Source organism: Proteiniborus sp. DW1 (assembly GCF_900095305.1).
Taxonomy (GTDB): domain Bacteria; phylum Bacillota; class Clostridia; order Tissierellales; family Proteiniboraceae; genus Proteiniborus.
Genome location: NZ_FMDO01000005.1, coordinates 1 through 19,155 on the forward strand (window position 1 = coordinate 1; position 19,155 = coordinate 19,155).

The window sequence follows — 19,155 nt, forward strand, 5'->3', positions numbered from 1 at the left end:
CCATATATCATGTATTAGTATAGAACCTTTTTAAATCATTCCATACCCAATAACCATAGTACACTTACCCCCAAAGCATCGGCAATAGCTACAAGCTCAATGTCAGTTACTGGTCTTGTTTTTGCTTCAATTTTAGATATAGTAGTTTTATCCAACTCAATGCCACGGACAGCAAGACGAGCTAAAAGGTCTATTTGAGTTACTTTAGGCTTAACTCTATGACGAGCTTGACGAACACGATTGCCTATTAAGTTTTTCTCATTTGAATTTCTCATATTAGTCATAAAAGAATCACCTAATTATCTATTTATAAACTTGATTATAGAGCAAGTTTAATGTTATAATTTGCTTTATAAGCAAGTTTTATAAAATAATTGGGGGAATCTATATATGAATGGTGCAGAGGGACATGTAGAAGAACTAAAAGAACAACTAAACAAGCTTAGTGATGATATTAATAACTACGACTTAGAGAAGTTACTTAATATCAGTCTAGAATTAGATAAGGTTATATATGAATATGGTAGAGAAAAGCAAAGACACGGTTTTTGTGGTTGACACACTCAGATATTTTTCATGGATACATTCTAGTATCTTTGACAAATGCTGGTTTTTGTAATAAGATGTTAATAAAAAGTAAAGTGAGGAGATGGTAACAGATGAAAGCTTTGCCAAAGAAAAAGAAGGCAGTAATTGTTACTACTGTCTTGGCACTAACTATGTTTTTAACATCAGTAGCATTTGCACAAGGTACTTATAAAAACCTAAAGGCTTGGTTTGGCGATATTAAGATTTTTGTCAATAATCAGCTAGTACAAATGGATGTGAAGCCATTTATAGTTGATGGTACTACATATGTTCCTGTAAGAGCTATAAGTAATATATTTAATAAAGATATTAAATGGGATGGAGCAAATCTAAGAATAGACATTACTGACAGACCTAATCAAAATGATGCATATGTTACATATTTATCTCAACAATTAATTGAAAGACAAAATAAAATAAATGAATTAGAAACAAAAGTTGCAAAGCTAGAAGCTGAACTAGCAACTACAAAAAAAGGTTCTAAGTATACCTTTAGTCAATTGGAAGACTATCTTAATGATGAACATGGTGTATATCAGAAAATTTCATTTGATATTGAGTTATATGGAGACAAGGATGATATCGAAGTTGAAATTTATGTAGATCTTGATGATGATTATTCTAGATGGAATTCATTGACTACTTCTAAAATAGAAGGCTATATTGAAGACGTAGTTGACGATATTTTATATAATTTTAAAGATGCAGACATAACTGGATTTATAGAGGACAGCCACGAAGATGAAGTGCTTGTAGAATTCTATCTAAACTCAAAGGGGAAATTAGTAGTAGAGATTAAGGAGCACAGGTATGCATATGATATAGATGAGTTGGAAGATTATCTAAACAGAAAACATGATTACTATGGAGGCGTATATTTTGATATAACGTTATCAGGTAACAAAGACATGATTAGAGTATATGTTGAGACTGATGATGACGATTTAGACTATTTAAAAAAATATGAAATAGAAGATTACCTAGAGAAGTTATATTCAGAAATAGTATATGAATACTCATATGTTGATGTGTATGGATATATTAAAGATGATTATACAAAATATTATTTTGATTTCGATTCAAGAGGAAATGTACATATGGAGGAGAACTAATATATCAAGTTAATAACTAGTAGGTTTGTGGACACAAATTAAGACTAGAATAAGCTAGGGCAGATATTAAATGGATATTTTCTTTTGATTTTAATGAGATAGTTTTCACTTTATATGTTTTTCTAAATCGAAAGTAAATATAGTGAACCAATTCTTAGAGATTTGGTTCACTTTTCTATGTAAAGCCAAGCAAATTGCTTGGCCAGTTGTAGAAGTAAATACTATTAATATATAGATTGAAGTGCTAAGTCAATCTATATTTAAAGTTTATACCAAATTGGTTATGTAATCAATGACAAAAATTTGGAGAATATCCTATAAGTTTGAAAATAGCGTTTATACTAATTATATAATCAGTAAAGTATGTGTATAAAATAAAGTTTTAATATTTTGAAGTAATATTCTTAGGATTTTAATCTAATATAGTAGCACTCACCTTGATGTTATAGGTACAATTGTGCTATAATCTAGGAAAATACATGTTTTTGTAAACATTATGGATGGGAGGAGTTTATTGTGAAAAAATTTTTATCACTTACTGTAGCTATTGTTATGCTTTTTTCAATGAGTATTGTTACATATGCAGAGGGCAGTGTTAGTAATGAAATAGATCCAAATAAAGAGATACAACTAAGCCTTAATGACGCTATAGACTATGCGTTAAAACATAGTCGAGATGTAAAAATACAAGACTTAGAAATGAAAGCAGCACAGCTAAAATATGAACAGAGTAGAAGTGGAGCAAGAGATATTAAAGATCAAATTGAGGAATATAACAATCTACCTGACGATATAAGAGGTGAAATTAGGGAAGAAGTCATACCTATTATAGAAAGTGAGTTAGTAGAGCTAGGAGTTATAGACAGACAAGCTAAGCTAACAAGGCAAATATCAGTATGGAATAAAGAAATAAAGGAAAATGAGATAAAATACAATGTAGAAAAAGCCTACTTTGATTTATTACAAAGTGAAATAGATATGGAAATAGCAAGAGAAGGCTTGGAGTTAGCCAATAAACAATATGAGCAAAGTAAAAAAATGTACGAGTTAGGAAGCATATCGCACCAACAGCTTTTATCAGTAGAACTTGCAGTATCTCAAGCCCAGTCAGGTCTTGATATGGCTATAATGGGATATGAACTGCAAAGGATGAGCTTTAATAATACTTTAGGACTTTCTTTAGGACAAAAGGTAAAATTAACAGACAAGATAGAGTATAAAACACATGAAGATATAGAACTAGAGAAAGCTATAGAAGTTGCCAATGAAAATAGTGCTATGCTTAAAGCTGCTAAGGAAAGCTTCGAGCTTTCTGAGCTTACGCTTAAAGCTGTAAAAGCAAAACATGTTACTCCAAATCAATACAAGTATAGAGAACAGGAAATAGCAGTAGAGCAAGCAGCCAAAAACCTAGATACAACTAAAAATGGGGTGGAGATGGCAGTGAGATCTGCTTACCATAGCTTAATCACAGCAGAGAAACAGATAAAAACTTATGAAAAGGCAGTAGAAAATGCTCAAAAAGCATATGAACTAACTGAATTAAGCTATAGCCTAGGTCAAAACACTTCAAACGATGTGACCAAGGCTAGAATAGACTTAATGGATGCTAAGAAAAGCCTTACTAAACAAATACATGCATACAATCTTGCCTTATTAGATTTTAAATATGCTATAGGTTTAGGAAAAAATACAATAGGCGGTGGGTTTTAGCATTTTAAGGAGTGATTCCCATTAAATCAAGTGAAAATCCTAGGATTTTGCACATAGATGTTCTTAGAATTTTATCGATATATGCAGTTGTGATACTGCATATATCAGCTCCGTTTGCAGCAAATATGAATACTTATGGTGCCAGATGGTGGTGGATAGGCAACCTGGGTGACTCCGCCACCAGATGGTGTGTACCTGTACTTATTCTAATTAGCGGTAGGCTTATGCTTTGTAGTGACAGGGAAGAAAGTATACTCCTATTTCTGAGGAAAAGACTTTCAAAAGTAATATTTCCTTTGATTTTTTGGAGTTTTCTATATTTAATTAATATGCTAAGAAAAAGCGAATTAGGTATCCAGTGGGATATGTCATTACTTAAGTTGTTTCTAACAAATCTTTACACAGGCAATGTACATATTCATCTATGGTATCTTTATATGCTAATTGGACTATATTTGATTACACCTATTATTAAGCCATATGTAAATAATGTAAAAAAGGATAATTTTATTTACTTTATAGTCATATGGTTTATATCTAATGGGGTAATTGTATTTTTAGAAAAGTTTACAGTTTATAATATAGGCATTAATTTAAGCTTTTTCCATTGGAGCCTAGGCTATTATATATTAGGCTTCTTGCTAGAAAGGTACAATCCTTCAGAAAAGCAAAGGAAAATAGCATATATCTTTGGTTTCTTAGGATTTGTAGTAACTGCCTATGGAACGTACTTATTGACTGTGAATAATGTAGGACAGCTTGTGGAGCACTTATATTCATATTTAGCTCCTAATGTTATAGTCATGTCTATATCAGTATACATATTATTTAAGAATATCCATTGGGATAGAGTCATAGATAATATTCCTATACTAAATACCATAATATCAAGCTTCAATAAGACCAGCTTTGGCATATATCTGGTACATTTGCTTGTATTAGATATTATCTATTCTGGCGAATTAGGTATTAGCATAAAAGCTTCATCATTTAACCCCATAATAGGAATTCCATTAGTAAGTATTATTACATTCCTTGTATCTCACCTAGTAGTTCTAATCTTGCAAAAGATACCAATACTAAATAAAGCTGTTCCTAAATAAAATGAGATATAATAATAGAAAACAAATAATATATGGAGTTGATTTTACGAATATGAACAGAAAAGTTTTTGGTTTAAAGAAGGGACAGATTCTAGTAGTCATAGTATGTTTTTTTATGATTACTATGCTTTCAGATAGCGAAGCAATCTCATATGGTGTAGATTTTTATAGAGCTTACAATGAAAATGATATAAAGACTGATGCAAATATAGTAGACACCAAAGAAATTATAAACAAGATTGAATTAGAGCAAGTAGAGCTTGTACCTGAGGTATTAGTTTCTCATGCTGGAGGAAGAGTAAAAGGTAAATCTTATACTAACTCAAAGGAATCTATAGATAAAAGTTATGAAAATGGGTACAGGTTTATTGAACTTGATTTTCAGTGGACTGCTGATGGAAATTTAGCTCTTATCCATGATTGGGATGGATATGTGAATACTGCCTTTGGTGTAGAATCTAAAATGTACAGCACTGAAGAGTTTAAAAGCTTTAATATGATAGAAGGACTTACTCAAATGATCTTGGATGATTTAGCAGAATGGCTTCATGTACACAATGACGTATATATAGTTACTGATATTAAGTATGACAATGTTAAAGCGTTAGGATATATAAAAGATAGGTATCCTGACCTAGTAGCTCAGTTTATTCCACAAATATATAGGATTGAACAGTTTGTACCTGTAAAAGAATTGGGATATAAAAATATTATATTAACTCTGTATGCATCTAACTATTCCGATGACGAGCTAATAGACTTTGTTAAAGCACATAGGGTTTTTGCCATTACTATGCCAATAGCTAGAGCAAAGACAGAACTGCCAAGAAAGCTAAAGGAAGAAAGTGTTTTCGTATATGCACACACAATCAACAGCCAAGAGCTAAGACAGGAACTAGAGCTTTGTGGAGTAGATGGGTTCTATACTGATGATATACTTCCATTAAGCTGGGGAATAGACCAAGTTGAGAAAGCGAGGGAATATAACTTAGTTACAGATAGTATTATTGCAAACCTTCATCAGTATCTAACTAGAGAAGAGGTTTGTGAGTTATTAGTAAACTTATATGAAGCAATGTCAGATAATAAAGCAGAGTTACCTGATTTTAATATCTTTACAGATACAGATAATCCAGAAGTGCTAAAGGCAAATGCATTAGGTTTAGTAAATGGAGTTAATGAAACACAGTTTTTACCAAAAGCTAATATTACTAGGGAAGAAATGGCTACTATGATATATAGGACATTAGAGAAATTAGACGAATCTTTAATAGAAGATAGGTCTCATATTTACTTTGCTGATGTTATTGAGATTTCTAATTGGGCATTAGAGCCTATTAGTTTTTTAAGTGACCACAATATATTAATTGGTGTAGGCAGCAATAGAGTAGCTCCTAAGGACAATGTTACAAGGGAGCAAGGGATTATATTAGTTAAAAGAGTCTATGAAAAATTTAAACTAGATTTAGATAATCATAATTTATAGCATAACTTACGGAACAAATATTCTCTCTTTTCGTCTAGAGTATTAGGTGATACATTGAAAGTAGCAAGAAAATGTTCTAAGTTTCATTTATTTTATCGAAGTTAGAAGGATTTAGGTATTATTTAAAGAATATATTATCTATTAAAGATAAAAGGGAGGGCGATGTATTTTATGTACAGAAAAACAGCAAAGCATCTAAAAAAACTTTCACTTGTACTAGCTTTATTATTCATCTTTACAAGTACTTCAGCATTTGCACAAAACTTTAAAGATGTTCCTAGCACACATTGGGCTAAGAACTACATAGATAAAGTTAGTAAGGCCGGTATTATTACAGGAGATGGAGCAGGAAATTTTAACCCAAATGGTGATGTGACTAAGTTACAAGCAGTTGTTATGATGGCTAGAATGATGGGAATAGATTCATCTAAAACAGCACAGGCAAGACAAACATATCAAAGCTTTTTAACTAAGCAAAATATTCCATCATGGGGTCAAGATGCAGTAGCAGTAGCTTTAGCTGCAGGAATAATAACTGAAAACGAAGTAAAAGGCTTTTACTTAAATAATAAAGAAACTGTAGCTCAAAGAGTAGAGATAGCTCGTTGGTTAACTAAAGCTATGGCTCTTGATGAAGAAGCTAAAAAACTAACTATAATTAGGCTAACATTTAAGGATACAGACTTTATCAGCACAGAAGATCAAAAATATGTATACATGATGATTAATAAAGGTATCATAAATCCTGAAGGAGATGCACAAGGAAAGTTCAACCCTACATCTCCTATAAAAAGAGATGCAATGGCAAAGATGCTATCCATAGGATATGATTACTTGGTTTCAAACCTTCTATTAAATAGGCCGTTAGAAAGTCATGAAACATTAGCAGTAAAGACTATTACTGGTACTATATCTAGTGTACTAAGAGCTCCAAATGAGCTATATGTTACACATGAAGATAGACTAGGAAATAAAACTACATATATAGTCAATGAGAAGACTGCTGTAAAACTAGATGGCAAAAAAGTAGACTACAAAGAGCTTATTGAAGGACTCAAGTTTACAGCAGAAGTTACAGAGGATAATAAAGTAGTATCATTTGAAGCAGAAGGAATAAATGAAGAATATACAGGAAAGATAAAATCTATTTCTACATCTAGCCCTCAAATGCTTACTATAGAATATATTACTGACAAAAAATCAAAAACAACTGATAAAAAAGCTTTTTATCTAGACCCTAATGTGGACATAACATTAAATGGAGAAAGGGCATTTTTAAAAGATTTAAAATCAGGTGATTCTATTGATATAATAGTAAGAAACAGTAAGATTATTGAAATAGAAGCAGTGAGTAAATATTTAAAAATTGAAGGCATTATTAAAGAAATTAAACTAACATCCAGTGAGTATTCATTGGTTATTGAAGATGAAGATAAAGAAATATTTGAATATCCTATAGACAAGGATGTGTCTATATATAGAAGCAAAAGCAAATCAAAGGTTACAGACCTTAGAAAAGGCGATAAAGTAACTGTAGATATTGAAGATGGAGTAATAACTGATATAGAAGCGAAGATTGTTAAAAAAGAAGGGAAAGGTTATATAGTATCTATACTTCAAGCTAAAAAACCTGAGATCACTATAATGAACAGCAAGGGTGAAAAAGAGACTTATTATCTTGGACTTGGAGCAACTATAAGACTTGATAAAGAAAGAGCAGAGCTTTATGATTTGAAAGTAGGGTATTATGCAGACTTTTCAGTAGAAGGCGATGAAATAGTATCTGTTTATGCTACTACTAGAGAGAAAAATCAAATTATCATAGGAAACATAAGCAGTATAACAACAAAGCATAGTATAATCACTGTAACAGTTGATGGAGATAGCACTTTATCTGAGGAGACTATAGTATATTCTAGAGATACTGTATTTATAGATTTATATGGAAATACAGTACGTGAAAGTAAATTAGAAGTTGGAGATGAATTAATCATTGTAGGTGATTATAATGATACTTTCATAGAAGCAAAAAGCATAATTTTACCATATGAAAAATAAAGATTAACTATATAAAACCTAAGGTGAGATAAAATCTCAAGCCTTGGGTTTTTTATTCTAAAGTTGCGACGATAAAGTTTGTATTATATAATTTCTATGTGATACAAATTATACTTTGTGAGGATGGTACTAATGAATACACTTATTAAAATACAGAGAAAATATCTAATTGAGCTTATTGCACTTCTAATCCTTTTCTTTATAAAAGCACTTATTTTTAGTTCTTTTATTGGAAGTGGAAAGTTAAGTGTTATTTTAAGCCTAATAAGTTTAATATATATTATTTTTGCTATTGCATTAACTAATATATTAAAAGGAAAAAAGAAAGACATAGTTTTCGTAGCTATATATACATTAGTTTCTTTAATAATGTTTGCAGATGTGGCATATTTTAGGTATTTTAATCAGCTTACATCTGTAGTTGTACTAAAGCAGTTCAGTCAACTGGGAACAGTTGGTGAAAGCATATTATATGTGGTAAAGCCAACAGATATTTTGATAGTAGCTGACATAATACCCATTATTATTTATTATATCTTCACTAGAAAAACTAAATCAACATATAGTACTTTTTTAGGTAGAAAACAATCTTTTAGTATTGTACTAGGTATATTAGCTATATTAATTTTATCAATAGTTTCTGTAAATAACTTTAGTGAAAATATCAATTTATCTAGACAAGAGTTTTTTACTTATCATATAAGTGATGTATACAACACTATCTTTTCTAAGGAAGAGGTCAGGGATACAGACCAGTTGCTAAAAGAATCAATAGAAAAAACAATTAATAAAGAGAAAAACTTTTATGGGGTAGCCAGAGGTAAAAATATAATTACTATTCAAGTGGAAGGTTTGCAGAACTTTGTGATAAATAGGGAATACAGCGGGCAGGAATTAACGCCTAATCTAAACAATCTAATAAAAGAAAATAGTATATATTTTGATAAGTATTATCAGCAACTAGGCAGGGGCAATACCTCTGATGCAGAGTTTGTTACACATAATTCATTGTATCCTGCCATGGATGGTCAAACCTATCTAAAATATTACAATAACACTTTTTATGGACTACCTTGGATACTAAAGGATAATGGATATAGCACAGCTGCCTTTCATGGATATAAAGCTTCTTTTTGGAATAGGGATAAGGCTTATCCATATCAGGGATTTGACAGATACTATAATGGTGATGGAGATTATACTATTAAAGAGCCTATTATAGGTTTAGGCATAAATGACAGTGAGTTTTTCTCCCAGTCTACTGACTATATAAAAGCTATGAAAGAGCCTTACTATGCATTTCTAGTTACCCTATCTAGTCACCATCCATTTGAAATGCCTGATATATATAAGAAAATCAAATTAATGGAAGAGCATGAAGGGACTTTGTTTGGAAATTATATTCAATCCATTAATTATGCAGATGCTGCTTTAGGTGAGTTTATTGAGAGGCTTAAGCAAGAAGGACTTTATGAAAACACAATAATTAACATATACGGAGACCATTTTGGATTATCTTCAATAGATGAAGAAAATAAAAGAATTATGACTGAATACCTAGGGTTTGAATATGATTTCGATGAAATGATGAAAGTGCCATTAATTATTCATATGCCCGGGTCAGATATAAACCAGAGAATAAGTATTACAGGTGGTCAAATAGATTTTCTGCCTACTGTATTAAACTTACTAGGAGTTGAAAATACAAAGGGTATTATGCTAGGACAAGATTTAGTAAATGCTAAGGAAGGCTTTGTGGCTCAACAGACGTACATGTTAAAGGGCTCCTATATTAAAGAAAATATGGTATTTTCCATGTCTAGAGATGGGATATTCAAAAATAGTAGGGCTTGGAATATAAATACTAGAGAAGCCATAGACTTAAGTAAATGTAGAGAGGACTATGAGAGAGCTATTGAAATGATAAATGAGTCAAATTATATCTTAAAAAATGACTTGCTAAGTGAATATATTAAAGATAGAAAAGAATCATCTAATGGAACCGATAATGCAAATAAGAATCTTACACCAGAAAAATTGATTTCTCATGCAGGTGGGCAAATAAACGGCTTGTACTATACTAATTCAAGGGAGGCTATTGATAAAAGCTATGAGAATGGATATAAGTTCATTGAACTAGATTTTCAATGGACTTCTGATGAAAACCTAGTTCTCATTCACGACTGGGAAGAGAGAGTTGAAGAACTTTTCTCTGTAGAGCCTAAAATGTATACTACTGAGGAATTTAAGAATCTTAATATGATAAATGGCCTTACTCAGATGACCATAGAGGATTTAGCAGAGTGGCTTTATGAGCATAAGGATGTATATATAGTAACTGATATAAAAAGCGAAAATCAAAAGGCTTTAAAACTTATTAAGGAAAAGTATCCAGATTTAATAAACCAGTTCATACCACAGATATATAAATTAGACGAATTTATTCCTGTACAAGGTTTAGGCTATTCAAATATTATACTGACCCTATATGCATCAACATATCCAGATGAAGAGCTGATAGATTTTGTAAGGAGACATGAGATCTTTGCTATTACTATGCCGATAGAAAGGGCAAGAACAGTACTTCCAGAAAAACTAAAGAAAGAGAATATTTTTGTGTATACTCATACCATTAATGACTCTGAACTAAGAAAAGAACTAGAAGCAAAAGGAATAGATGGATTTTATACTGATGAAATATTGCCATAGAGATGGGTTTTTAATACAAGTGAAAAATATAGCCCTTAGGAAAAGCAATCCTAAGGGCTATATTTTTTGTCTAAAAAAAGTTTAAATTAATCGTGGAAAAATGAATAAAACAAAGCTAGTCCTAATATATATTATAAAAAAAGAAAGGAGGAACATGAAAGAATACTTTTAAAAATAATAACCAATAAATGAAGTGTAAAGGGGGGATTTACAGATGAATTATAAAGAACTAATTAGACTAATATGCTTTATGTTGGTAATAGTCATATTCACGTCTATGATGCCATTACAAGCCTATGCAAGTGCAAGTGATATAGCTGGATATTGGGCAGAAGATGTAATTACTCAATGGATTGAAAAGGGATTAGTAAGTGGATACTCAGATGGTACCTTTAGACCTCAAAACTATATCACAAGGGCTGAATTCATGAGCCTAGTAAATAATGCGCTTAAGTTTACGGAAGAGACGGAAATAGACTATATAGATGTATCAGGGGACAGCTGGTATGCGAAAGCTGTGAAGATTGCAAAGGCTGCAGGATATATAAATGGCTATCAGGATGGGACTGTGAGGCCAGATGCCCCAATAACTAGAGAGGAAGCAGCTACTATTATTACAAAGATAACAAATCTAAGCTTAAACGAAAAGGCTATAGAAGGATTTAAAGACAAAGACCAAATAAAGTGGAGTAAAGGATATATAGGTGCTGTAACTACTGCTAAATACATGGTAGGGTTTCCAGACGGGACATTTAAACCACTAAACAATATAACTAGAGGAGAAGCTATATATGCTTTAAACAATATAATAAGCAAAGAAGAAGTAAAACTAATAGCAAAACAAGACTTTTTTGGCATTACTTATATACAAGTAGTATGGAATAAGGGAGTAAAACCATTATCTGTAAAAGCTAACGGCAAAGACCTAACATATGATGAAAAAGAAGGGAAATGGAAGGGCACATCTCTAGAATTAAATATAGGAGATACTGTTGAAATTGCAGTTTTAGAAAATGGAGCAGAATCTAAGGCTACTGTTGTTGTGGAAGATATCCTAGATAACTAGGAAGTCTTATAAAAAAATTAGTAGGAGGGTTTACATTGAAGAAAAAATTTTTTGTAAAAAGGCTACTTTCATTGATGATGGCTGTATTGATGGTATTCCCAGCAATAGGACTAGCATCCAATGATGGGGCAGATGGCTTAATAGAAGCTGTTTGTTTTCAAGACGATAATGGCAACATGGTATTTGTAGACTATGCAGAAGCAATTAGGCAGTCCATAGAAGATGAGGATTCCACTCTCTACAACGCAATAAGGGAACATGTAGGAGCTGCAGAGGAAAAGGGAAGACCTGTATATGTAAAGCTGTTCAATGGCAAGGTACTGGATTATAGTCTTGCAATGTTAAACAATTTATTTTTATTAGCTCAAATTATGGACAAAGAGGAATACAAAGTAGATGGAGAAATTAAATGTACTCATGAACTAAAAGTAATTGATGGGAAGGCAGTTATAGTTGAAATTAAAGAAGGTAAAGATTCAGAGTATACTATTGAAATCGGTGGGCCAGAAACATTGGAATTAGGTGAAACTGCTTACTATGATATTAGGGCTTATGGAGATGGAAAGGGCAATATAGATTATAGAGCTACATTTGAGTATACCATAACTGGTGGTACTGGCAAATTGGAATACTTAGAAGACGGTACTTGGAAAGGAATACCTCTAACGGGCTACTTCGGACCAAAAGATGGACTTACTTTAACTCCTAACTGGAACTTAATTACTAAGATAAGATTTACTCCTGATGTGGAAGGAACATTTTCAATTGAACTATTATTAGAAGATTTAGATAAAGATAGGACTTTGGCTGAAGCTGATTATACTTTTACTGTTTTAAAACCAGCAGAAGAACCTGCTAAACTAGTAAGCATAACTCCAGTACAAGGTATAGAAGTAGAGGTAGGTACTGCTGAAAAGATAGTAAAAGAAAAACTATCTAAGACTACTACTATATTAGATAGCAGGGATAAGGTTCATACTGTAAAACTAAACTGGACTATAGAAAATTACAATAAAGATATAGAAGGCGAGTACAAAGCCATAGGAACCTTTGAACTACCAGCTGGAGTTGTAAAACCTGACGGATTAGACCTAAAAGTAGAAGCTATAGTAAAAGTATATGCACCTGTAGTTGAACCAGAATGGCCAATGGAAGTAGAAAGTGTATTTGTAGGAAAGAGTGAAATCACTGGAAACACATATGCAAACATAAAGATAAAAGCAGAGTATGTATCTTTTGTTAAAGCTGTATATGTAGATGGTAAAGTAGCCAATAAAATAGAGACAGATATATCTCAATGGAGAATTCAAGTGCCACATGGTACAAAGGCAGAAGACCTTAAGGGAAATATATCAGTTGTATTAGATACTACAATGATTGCCTATATAAAACCAGTAGAAGATGTAAGCGTAGAATTTGGGACTCCTAAAGCAGATGCAATAGCCAAACTATCTCCAACAACAACCATAAAGGACAATATAGGAAAATCTTATACAGTAGATTTAGAATGGGAAATAGAAGGCTACAATGGCAACTTACCAGGTAATTATAATGCAGTAGCTACTTTTGAACTACCAGAAGGAGTAGAAGAAAATCCAAGTATAGAATTAAAGGTAAAGGCAACTGTAAAAGTAATGGAGAAAGTCATATTGACTGAATTCTTTAAGGATCAATTACTTGGAGATGGTTTTGGACTAGGCAAGTTAATAGCTTATAAGGAAATAGCAAAAGGCTATGAAAATGCTAGTAAATACGCAGTAGTGTATACTGTAGGAAACAGTGATGTTGAAGTGACTACAGATATGGCAGGCTTTGGAGAGGCACCAAAGGATTTGGTTCAACACATAGAAGGTGTAAATAAAGTTGACATCATTCTCTACGATGCTTATGGCAATGCAATAGTAAGAATAGAAAATATAATGGAATAAACTATAATTGTAAACTAATATAAGGAGGGAAAAATCTTGAGAATTAAAAAATACTTATCGTTTCTATTAGTTTTAGTGCTGGTTACTTCAGGAATAGTTTCCTATGCTGCGCCTAGAGAAGCAGATGACTTATTAGATGGTTTTAAAGAAGTTAATATGTTTCCTAAGGAGCCAGATAAAATAGATGTAGTGACATATGATGATATTTACAAAGACAATGATTATGTAAGAATTATTGTCCAACTAAAAGATGAACCAGCAATCTCCTATAGTCAGAGAAATGTTAGAAAATATTCAGAGCTTTCCAGTGACAGAAAGCTTAAGCTTGAAGGAACAGTACTAGATAGTCAAAGAACTTTGCAAAATGAATTATCAGAGCAAGGAATATATTTAGATACTATAAACAATATGACTGTGGCAGTCAATGCCTTTAGTAGTATGGCAAAAGTAGAAGAAATAGAAAAGATAAAAGCTAATCCAAGAGTTAAAGATGTATATATAGCAAATGAATACTTTAGACCTGAAAATCCAGAGATGATAACTAGTAATGATATGATAGGCTCCTACTATATCTGGGATAATCTTGGATACAAGGGAGAAGGTATGGTTGTAGCCATCATCGATACAGGAATAGATCCTTCACATAAAGATATGAAAATATCAGAAGGTGTTGAAGCAAAATTAGATGAGAGATTTGTAAATGCTCAAAAACTTCCAGGAAAATATTTTACAGAGAAAGTACCATATGGATACAACTATTTTGACCGCAATCAAACAATATTAAATGTAGACCCTAGTTCTCATGGTATGCATGTTGCAGGTACTGTGGGGGCCAACGGAGAGATTAAAGGGGTAGCACCAGAAGCTCAACTGCTTGCAATGAAAGTATTCAGCAATGATCCTGATTTCCCATCTACATATGATGATATATATATGAAAGCTATTGATGACGCTATTAAACTAGGTGTAGATGTAATCAATATGAGTATAGGAAGTCCGGCAGGTTTTTATATTCCTAATAGTGCTATGGATGAGATAATCACAAATGCACGAAAGCATGGTGTTGTATTTTCTATTTCAGCAGGGAATGCTGCTCATTCAACTGATGGATACATTCATGGCTATCCTTATAGGGAAAACCCAGATATTGGTATGGTAGGTTCTCCATCCTTAAATAAGGATTCCATATCTGTTGCATCTATTGAAAATACACATAGTCAAACCAATTATATCGCTTATGGGGAAAATGGTAAGGCACAGTATGTTCTAGCAGGCAGTATTCCTTTGGCAGGAATATTTGATGGACCTGTGGAGTTTGTGGATGTTGGATTTGGATATCCAGAGGATTATGAAGGTAAAGACTTAAATGGGAAAGTGGCTCTAATTTCTCGAGGGCAAATTGACTTCGTTTCTAAAATCATGAATGCACAAAATGCAGGAGCAGCAGTAGCTATAGTTTATAACAATGCTGGTGATGATTTAATAAGCATGGTGTATCCAGATGAAGGTAAGATACCAGCTGCATTTATAGGAAATACAAGTGGAAAAGAATTAAAATCACTAGAAGTTAAAGAAATGTCTTTCCCAAAAGACTTACTCAGTGTACCTAACCCAAATGCATGGGAAATGGCGGATTCCACTTCATGGGGAACAACACCAACCTTAGATATGAAGCCAGAGATAACGGCTCCAGGAGCAAAAATATACTCAACTCTTGAGAACGATAACTATGGAATTATGAGTGGTACATCTATGGCAGCACCTCATGTTTCAGGAGGAACAGCTTTAGTTCTACAGCGTCTGAAAAAAGAGTTTCCAAATATGTCATACGAAGAATTGTCTGAATTTTCAAAGATTTTATTAATGAATACAGCAAAGCCTGTTAAAGATAGGTATGAGTATCCTTATTCACCTAGAAGACAAGGTGCAGGACTAATGAACCTAACAGGCGCACTAACTACTCCAGTTACAGTAGTAAATAAAGCCGATGGAGAGGCTAAAGTACAACTAAGGGATTTTGACTCTAAGGTATTTAGTATTAACTTACTAGCGACTAATCATTCAGATAGAACAGTTGATTATGATATTGAAGTAGATGTACTAGGAGAGTGGATACATCCTCAAGGCCTTAGTTTCTTAGATGTGGCACCATTAATTGGTGCAAAGGTTACAGGAGATACATCTGTTACTTTAAATGCTGGTGAAACTAAGGAGATTTCCTTAAAAGTAGATATTTCAAATGCAAAAGTTCCAGGTATAGAGACTCCTATAGAGCCAAATATGTTTGTAGAAGGATTTGTAAGGCTTGTGGCACCAACTCAAGTTGCTGTAGATGAAGTGGAAGAAGAACTTTATCCAAGCCTAGTAGTTCCTTATGTAGGCTTCTATGGAGACTGGTATGGGGAAAACAGTCCAAGAATTCTTGATGGAATGCCTAGATTTGGTGAAGAGTCCTACTATGGATATGCAGGTATAGTAAATCAGAACGGACAGTATATGGGCTTTGACCCAGTAAACGGGTTTAGCAACTCTATTGATAGGTTAGCAATTTCACCTGATTCTAAAGAAGAAGAGGCAAATACTCATATAATTCCAGTACTATCATTCATGAGGAATGCAGAAGAAATACAGTTCAATGTAGTAGATGGAAGTGGAAGGCAAATAAGAAGAATAAAAACAGAAAGCTGGGTAAGAAAGACTTATTATAATGCCCAAAATATTTGGTTTTCATATGTATCAAATAGAGGTTGGGATGGGAAAGCCAACGGTAAAATTGTAGAAGATGGCCTATACTTTTATGAAATAAAAGCTAAACCACAAAATGGTGACTGGCAAGTATATAGATATCCTGTACATGTAGACACAGTAGCTCCAGAGATATTAAATCTCAAATATAAAGACAGCAAATTGACTTGGGAAGCTTCTGATAGGGGCATAGGAATATCACACTTTACAATATATGTAGGCGATAAAGAACTTGAAGTAGTAATACCAACTATTGATGGAAAATATCAATTGGAAATTGAAGTTCCAGAAGAGACAGAAATTACTTTACTGGCTCAAGATTATGCAGGAAATGTATCTAGGGCAACAGTTAAATCTACTATAGGGCAAAAGCCTTCAATTACCTTCGAAACACCACAGCCATTTGACCTATATAAAACTAATAGTATAACAATAAAGGGTAGCGTAAAGGCTGAAGAGGGACTTAAGAGCCTAATTGCTTATATTACTCCAGATGGAATAGAAGAAGATACATTAGAAGTAAACATAGATATAAATGATGAAGGCCAGTTTAATAAAGTAGTAGAGAACTTAGAAGATGCTGTGTATTATATAAGACTTGTTGCTATTGATAATGCAGATCAGAATTCTGAAATATTTAGATACTTCCATATAGACACCACAGCTCCTGTAATCAAGAATGTACAAGTAGAAATAGAGGAATCTGATGGAGAAACTATAGATAAACAAATGCCTAATGGTGGAGTTGCTATAGTGATACCACATCTACAAGAAGCATATCATAGAGACTATATAACTAAAAATACAGTTGCTAAAAATAAATTTAACCAAGCAATTGCATCAGGTAAAGATGTTTATGTTAAATTAGCTAATAATGTATTTGTTAACTATGAAGGGAAATTAGTGACTCAAGATAATGTGCCTGCACTAACCTATTATAATTCACAAGGTTTTGTGGAGAAATATGATGAAAATGGGAACTATATAGTTACGGCAACAAAGATTGCTAAGTTTAGATTAGAAGTAGAAGAAAACCATGGATACTTTGAGGTTTACGTGAATGGTAGCCAAGAATATATTCAAAAAGAATATGGATTAATCGAAAGAAAGCCTTTTGATGGAACTATAGAATTTAGTATTGAAGTAGCAGATAGTATAACTGAATTCGAAATTGTTATAGAAGATAATGTAGGAAATAAAGTGTCAGAAAAGGTAGGCTTAGACCTAGCTAAAAGATAATAATACAAGGATACTTGAAGAAAAAAATATCTAATTAATTTCAGAAAAACAAATCAAGGAACACTAGATCAAGGCGAGGTAGTGACCATATCTCGTCTTGATTTTATCTTTTGATTATAAAAATCTCCATAGACAAGAAAGCATATGATATATCAGCAGATATACCAGTGAAAATAAATGCAAAAATAAGGGAAAATATACACATATATCTAGAACATAAGGATGCAAAGGTAAATACTTTTAAATTTTTTTCCTACAAAAAACAACATTTACTTTCAATTATTTACAAAATTTCATGTAACTTTTTGGATTAATATAAAACTAAAACAATAATAATGTAATAAATTGTCAAATATGGTTGAAAAGTTTTTCTGAACAGAACATATTTTCGGAAGGTATTTATTCTAAAAAGATGAAATACTTATAATGAAAATTGAAAATTTATTAAATATTTGAAGCGGTCAAGGGGGAATTTTTGTGGGGGAATAGTTTCAGTGAATCCTAGGGTCTTATGTGTAGATGACCAATATGGCATCAGAGTATTACTTAAAGAAATCTTAAAATCAGACTATGAAGTCATGACTGTAGAAACAGGAGAGGAAGCCATAGAAAATGTTTGGAAATTTGCTCCTCATGTAGTAATACTAGATATGAAACTATCAAAAATGAAGGGAACAGATGTTTTAAAATCCATAAAAGAAATTAATTGTAGTATAGGTACTATAATCTTGACAGGCTATCAAGACAGCGACTTAATCAATGAAATTAAAAAATCAAATCCTGAAAAAATCATTTTTAAACCATTTGACATTGAGCAAATTAAAAACAGTGTTAAGGAACTTGTAGAAAATTCTATAGAAAATACGCAGGTAAGTTAGATAGAGATAAGCAGAGAGAGCGATAATGCTCTCTTTGTTTGTTGCTTTGCTAAATAATTGTCATAATTGCTTAATTAATTGCTAAATATTATGAGTATCCTGTATAATGTAATTAAGGAGAAAAACAGGAGGGGAACATTATGAAGGCAATGATAAGAGTTAGAATGAGTATGCATGATGCTCACTATGGGGGAAATCTAGTTGATGGGGCAAAGATGCTTCAACTATTTGGAGATGTGGCAACTGAATTATTAATAAGACATGATGGAGATGAAGGGCTTTTTGTAGCATATGAAAGCGTTGAATTTAAAGCACCTGTTTATGCAGGAGATTTTATTGAAGCTGTAGGTGAAATAACTCAGGTTGGTAATTCTTCTAGAAAGATGGTATTCGAAGCTAGAAAGGTCATAGCTCCAAGACCAGATATTAGTGATTCTGCTTGCGATGTTCTAGAGGAGCCTATAGTAGTATGTAAAGCAGTGGGTACTTGTGTAGTACCTAAAGATAAGCAAAGAAAAAAGGGGGAATAG

14 protein-coding genes are annotated in these 19,155 nt (G+C 32.4%); 13 read left to right on the plus strand and 1 reads right to left on the minus strand.

Features of this window, described 5'->3' with window-relative positions:
• Positions 1-35: 35 nt before the first annotated feature.
• A complete protein-coding gene (locus DW1_RS00925; RefSeq protein WP_083605451.1) occupies positions 36-275 on the minus strand; it encodes a helix-turn-helix domain-containing protein in 240 nt (79 codons plus the stop codon).
• Between the two features lie 115 nt (positions 276-390).
• Here DW1_RS00925 and DW1_RS15090 point away from each other — a divergent pair, with 115 nt between their 5' ends.
• The 13 genes from DW1_RS15090 (at position 391) to DW1_RS00980 (ending at position 19,155) form a co-directional block, all read left to right on the plus strand.
• Positions 391-558, plus strand: a complete 168-nt coding sequence (locus DW1_RS15090; RefSeq protein WP_083605442.1) for a Spo0E family sporulation regulatory protein-aspartic acid phosphatase — start codon at positions 391-393, stop codon at positions 556-558.
• Between the two features lie 101 nt (positions 559-659).
• Positions 660-1,700, plus strand: a complete 1,041-nt coding sequence (locus tag DW1_RS00930) for a copper amine oxidase N-terminal domain-containing protein (RefSeq protein ID WP_074348688.1) — start codon at positions 660-662, stop codon at positions 1,698-1,700.
• A 516-nt stretch (positions 1,701-2,216) separates the two neighbouring features.
• Entirely contained in the window at positions 2,217-3,413 is a 1,197-nt protein-coding gene (locus DW1_RS00935) for a TolC family protein (RefSeq protein ID WP_074348690.1), read from the plus strand.
• An 11-nt stretch (positions 3,414-3,424) separates the two neighbouring features.
• Positions 3,425-4,516 (plus strand): acyltransferase, encoded by a 1,092-nt coding sequence (locus tag DW1_RS00940; RefSeq protein WP_083605443.1) that lies wholly within the window; start codon positions 3,425-3,427, stop codon positions 4,514-4,516.
• Between the two features lie 52 nt (positions 4,517-4,568).
• Positions 4,569-6,002 carry an S-layer homology domain-containing protein gene (locus DW1_RS00945; RefSeq protein ID WP_074348693.1) on the plus strand — a complete coding sequence of 478 codons (1,434 nt, stop codon included), beginning with the start codon at positions 4,569-4,571 and terminating at the stop codon, positions 6,000-6,002.
• Positions 6,003-6,173: 171 nt separating this feature from the next.
• Positions 6,174-8,060 (plus strand): S-layer homology domain-containing protein, encoded by a 1,887-nt coding sequence (locus DW1_RS00950; protein ID WP_074348695.1) that lies wholly within the window; start codon positions 6,174-6,176, stop codon positions 8,058-8,060.
• A 132-nt stretch (positions 8,061-8,192) separates the two neighbouring features.
• Complete coding sequence (locus tag DW1_RS00955) at positions 8,193-10,769, plus strand: sulfatase-like hydrolase/transferase (protein ID WP_074348708.1); 2,577 nt, start codon at positions 8,193-8,195, stop codon at positions 10,767-10,769.
• Positions 10,770-10,983: 214 nt separating this feature from the next.
• The gene (locus DW1_RS00960; RefSeq protein WP_074348709.1) at positions 10,984-11,835 is read left to right on the plus strand and encodes an S-layer homology domain-containing protein; all 852 of its coding nucleotides are present in this window, start codon (positions 10,984-10,986) and stop codon (positions 11,833-11,835) included.
• 35 nt (positions 11,836-11,870) lie between these two features.
• Complete coding sequence (locus tag DW1_RS00965) at positions 11,871-13,763, plus strand: hypothetical protein (protein WP_074348711.1); 1,893 nt, start codon at positions 11,871-11,873, stop codon at positions 13,761-13,763.
• A 36-nt stretch (positions 13,764-13,799) separates the two neighbouring features.
• A complete protein-coding gene (locus DW1_RS00970) occupies positions 13,800-17,747 on the plus strand; it encodes a S8 family serine peptidase (RefSeq protein WP_074348713.1) in 3,948 nt (1,315 codons plus the stop codon).
• 110 nt (positions 17,748-17,857) lie between these two features.
• Positions 17,858-18,061 (plus strand): hypothetical protein, encoded by a 204-nt coding sequence (locus DW1_RS15230; RefSeq protein WP_143474327.1) that lies wholly within the window; start codon positions 17,858-17,860, stop codon positions 18,059-18,061.
• A 180-nt stretch (positions 18,062-18,241) separates the two neighbouring features.
• On the plus strand, positions 18,242-18,625 hold the full coding sequence (locus DW1_RS00975; protein WP_074348715.1) for a response regulator: 384 nt from the start codon (positions 18,242-18,244) through the stop codon (positions 18,623-18,625).
• Positions 18,626-18,765: 140 nt separating this feature from the next.
• Complete coding sequence (locus DW1_RS00980) at positions 18,766-19,155, plus strand: 3-aminobutyryl-CoA ammonia lyase (protein ID WP_074348717.1); 390 nt, start codon at positions 18,766-18,768, stop codon at positions 19,153-19,155.

Excerpts from the sequence above, each read along its gene's own strand:
- DW1_RS15090 (WP_083605442.1), top strand. The coding sequence starts at position 391 with ATGAATGGTGCAGAGGGACATGTAGAAGAACTAAAAGAACAACTAAAC.
- DW1_RS00955 (WP_074348708.1), top strand. The coding sequence starts at position 8,193 with ATGAATACACTTATTAAAATACAGAGAAAATATCTAATTGAGCTTATT.
- DW1_RS00925 (WP_083605451.1), bottom strand. The coding sequence starts at position 275 with ATGAGAAATTCAAATGAGAAAAACTTAATAGGCAATCGTGTTCGTCAA.
- DW1_RS00945 (WP_074348693.1), top strand. The coding sequence starts at position 4,569 with ATGAACAGAAAAGTTTTTGGTTTAAAGAAGGGACAGATTCTAGTAGTC.
- DW1_RS00930 (WP_074348688.1), top strand. The coding sequence starts at position 660 with ATGAAAGCTTTGCCAAAGAAAAAGAAGGCAGTAATTGTTACTACTGTC.
- DW1_RS00960 (WP_074348709.1), top strand. The coding sequence starts at position 10,984 with ATGAATTATAAAGAACTAATTAGACTAATATGCTTTATGTTGGTAATA.
- DW1_RS00950 (WP_074348695.1), top strand. The coding sequence starts at position 6,174 with ATGTACAGAAAAACAGCAAAGCATCTAAAAAAACTTTCACTTGTACTA.
- DW1_RS00980 (WP_074348717.1), top strand. The coding sequence starts at position 18,766 with ATGAAGGCAATGATAAGAGTTAGAATGAGTATGCATGATGCTCACTAT.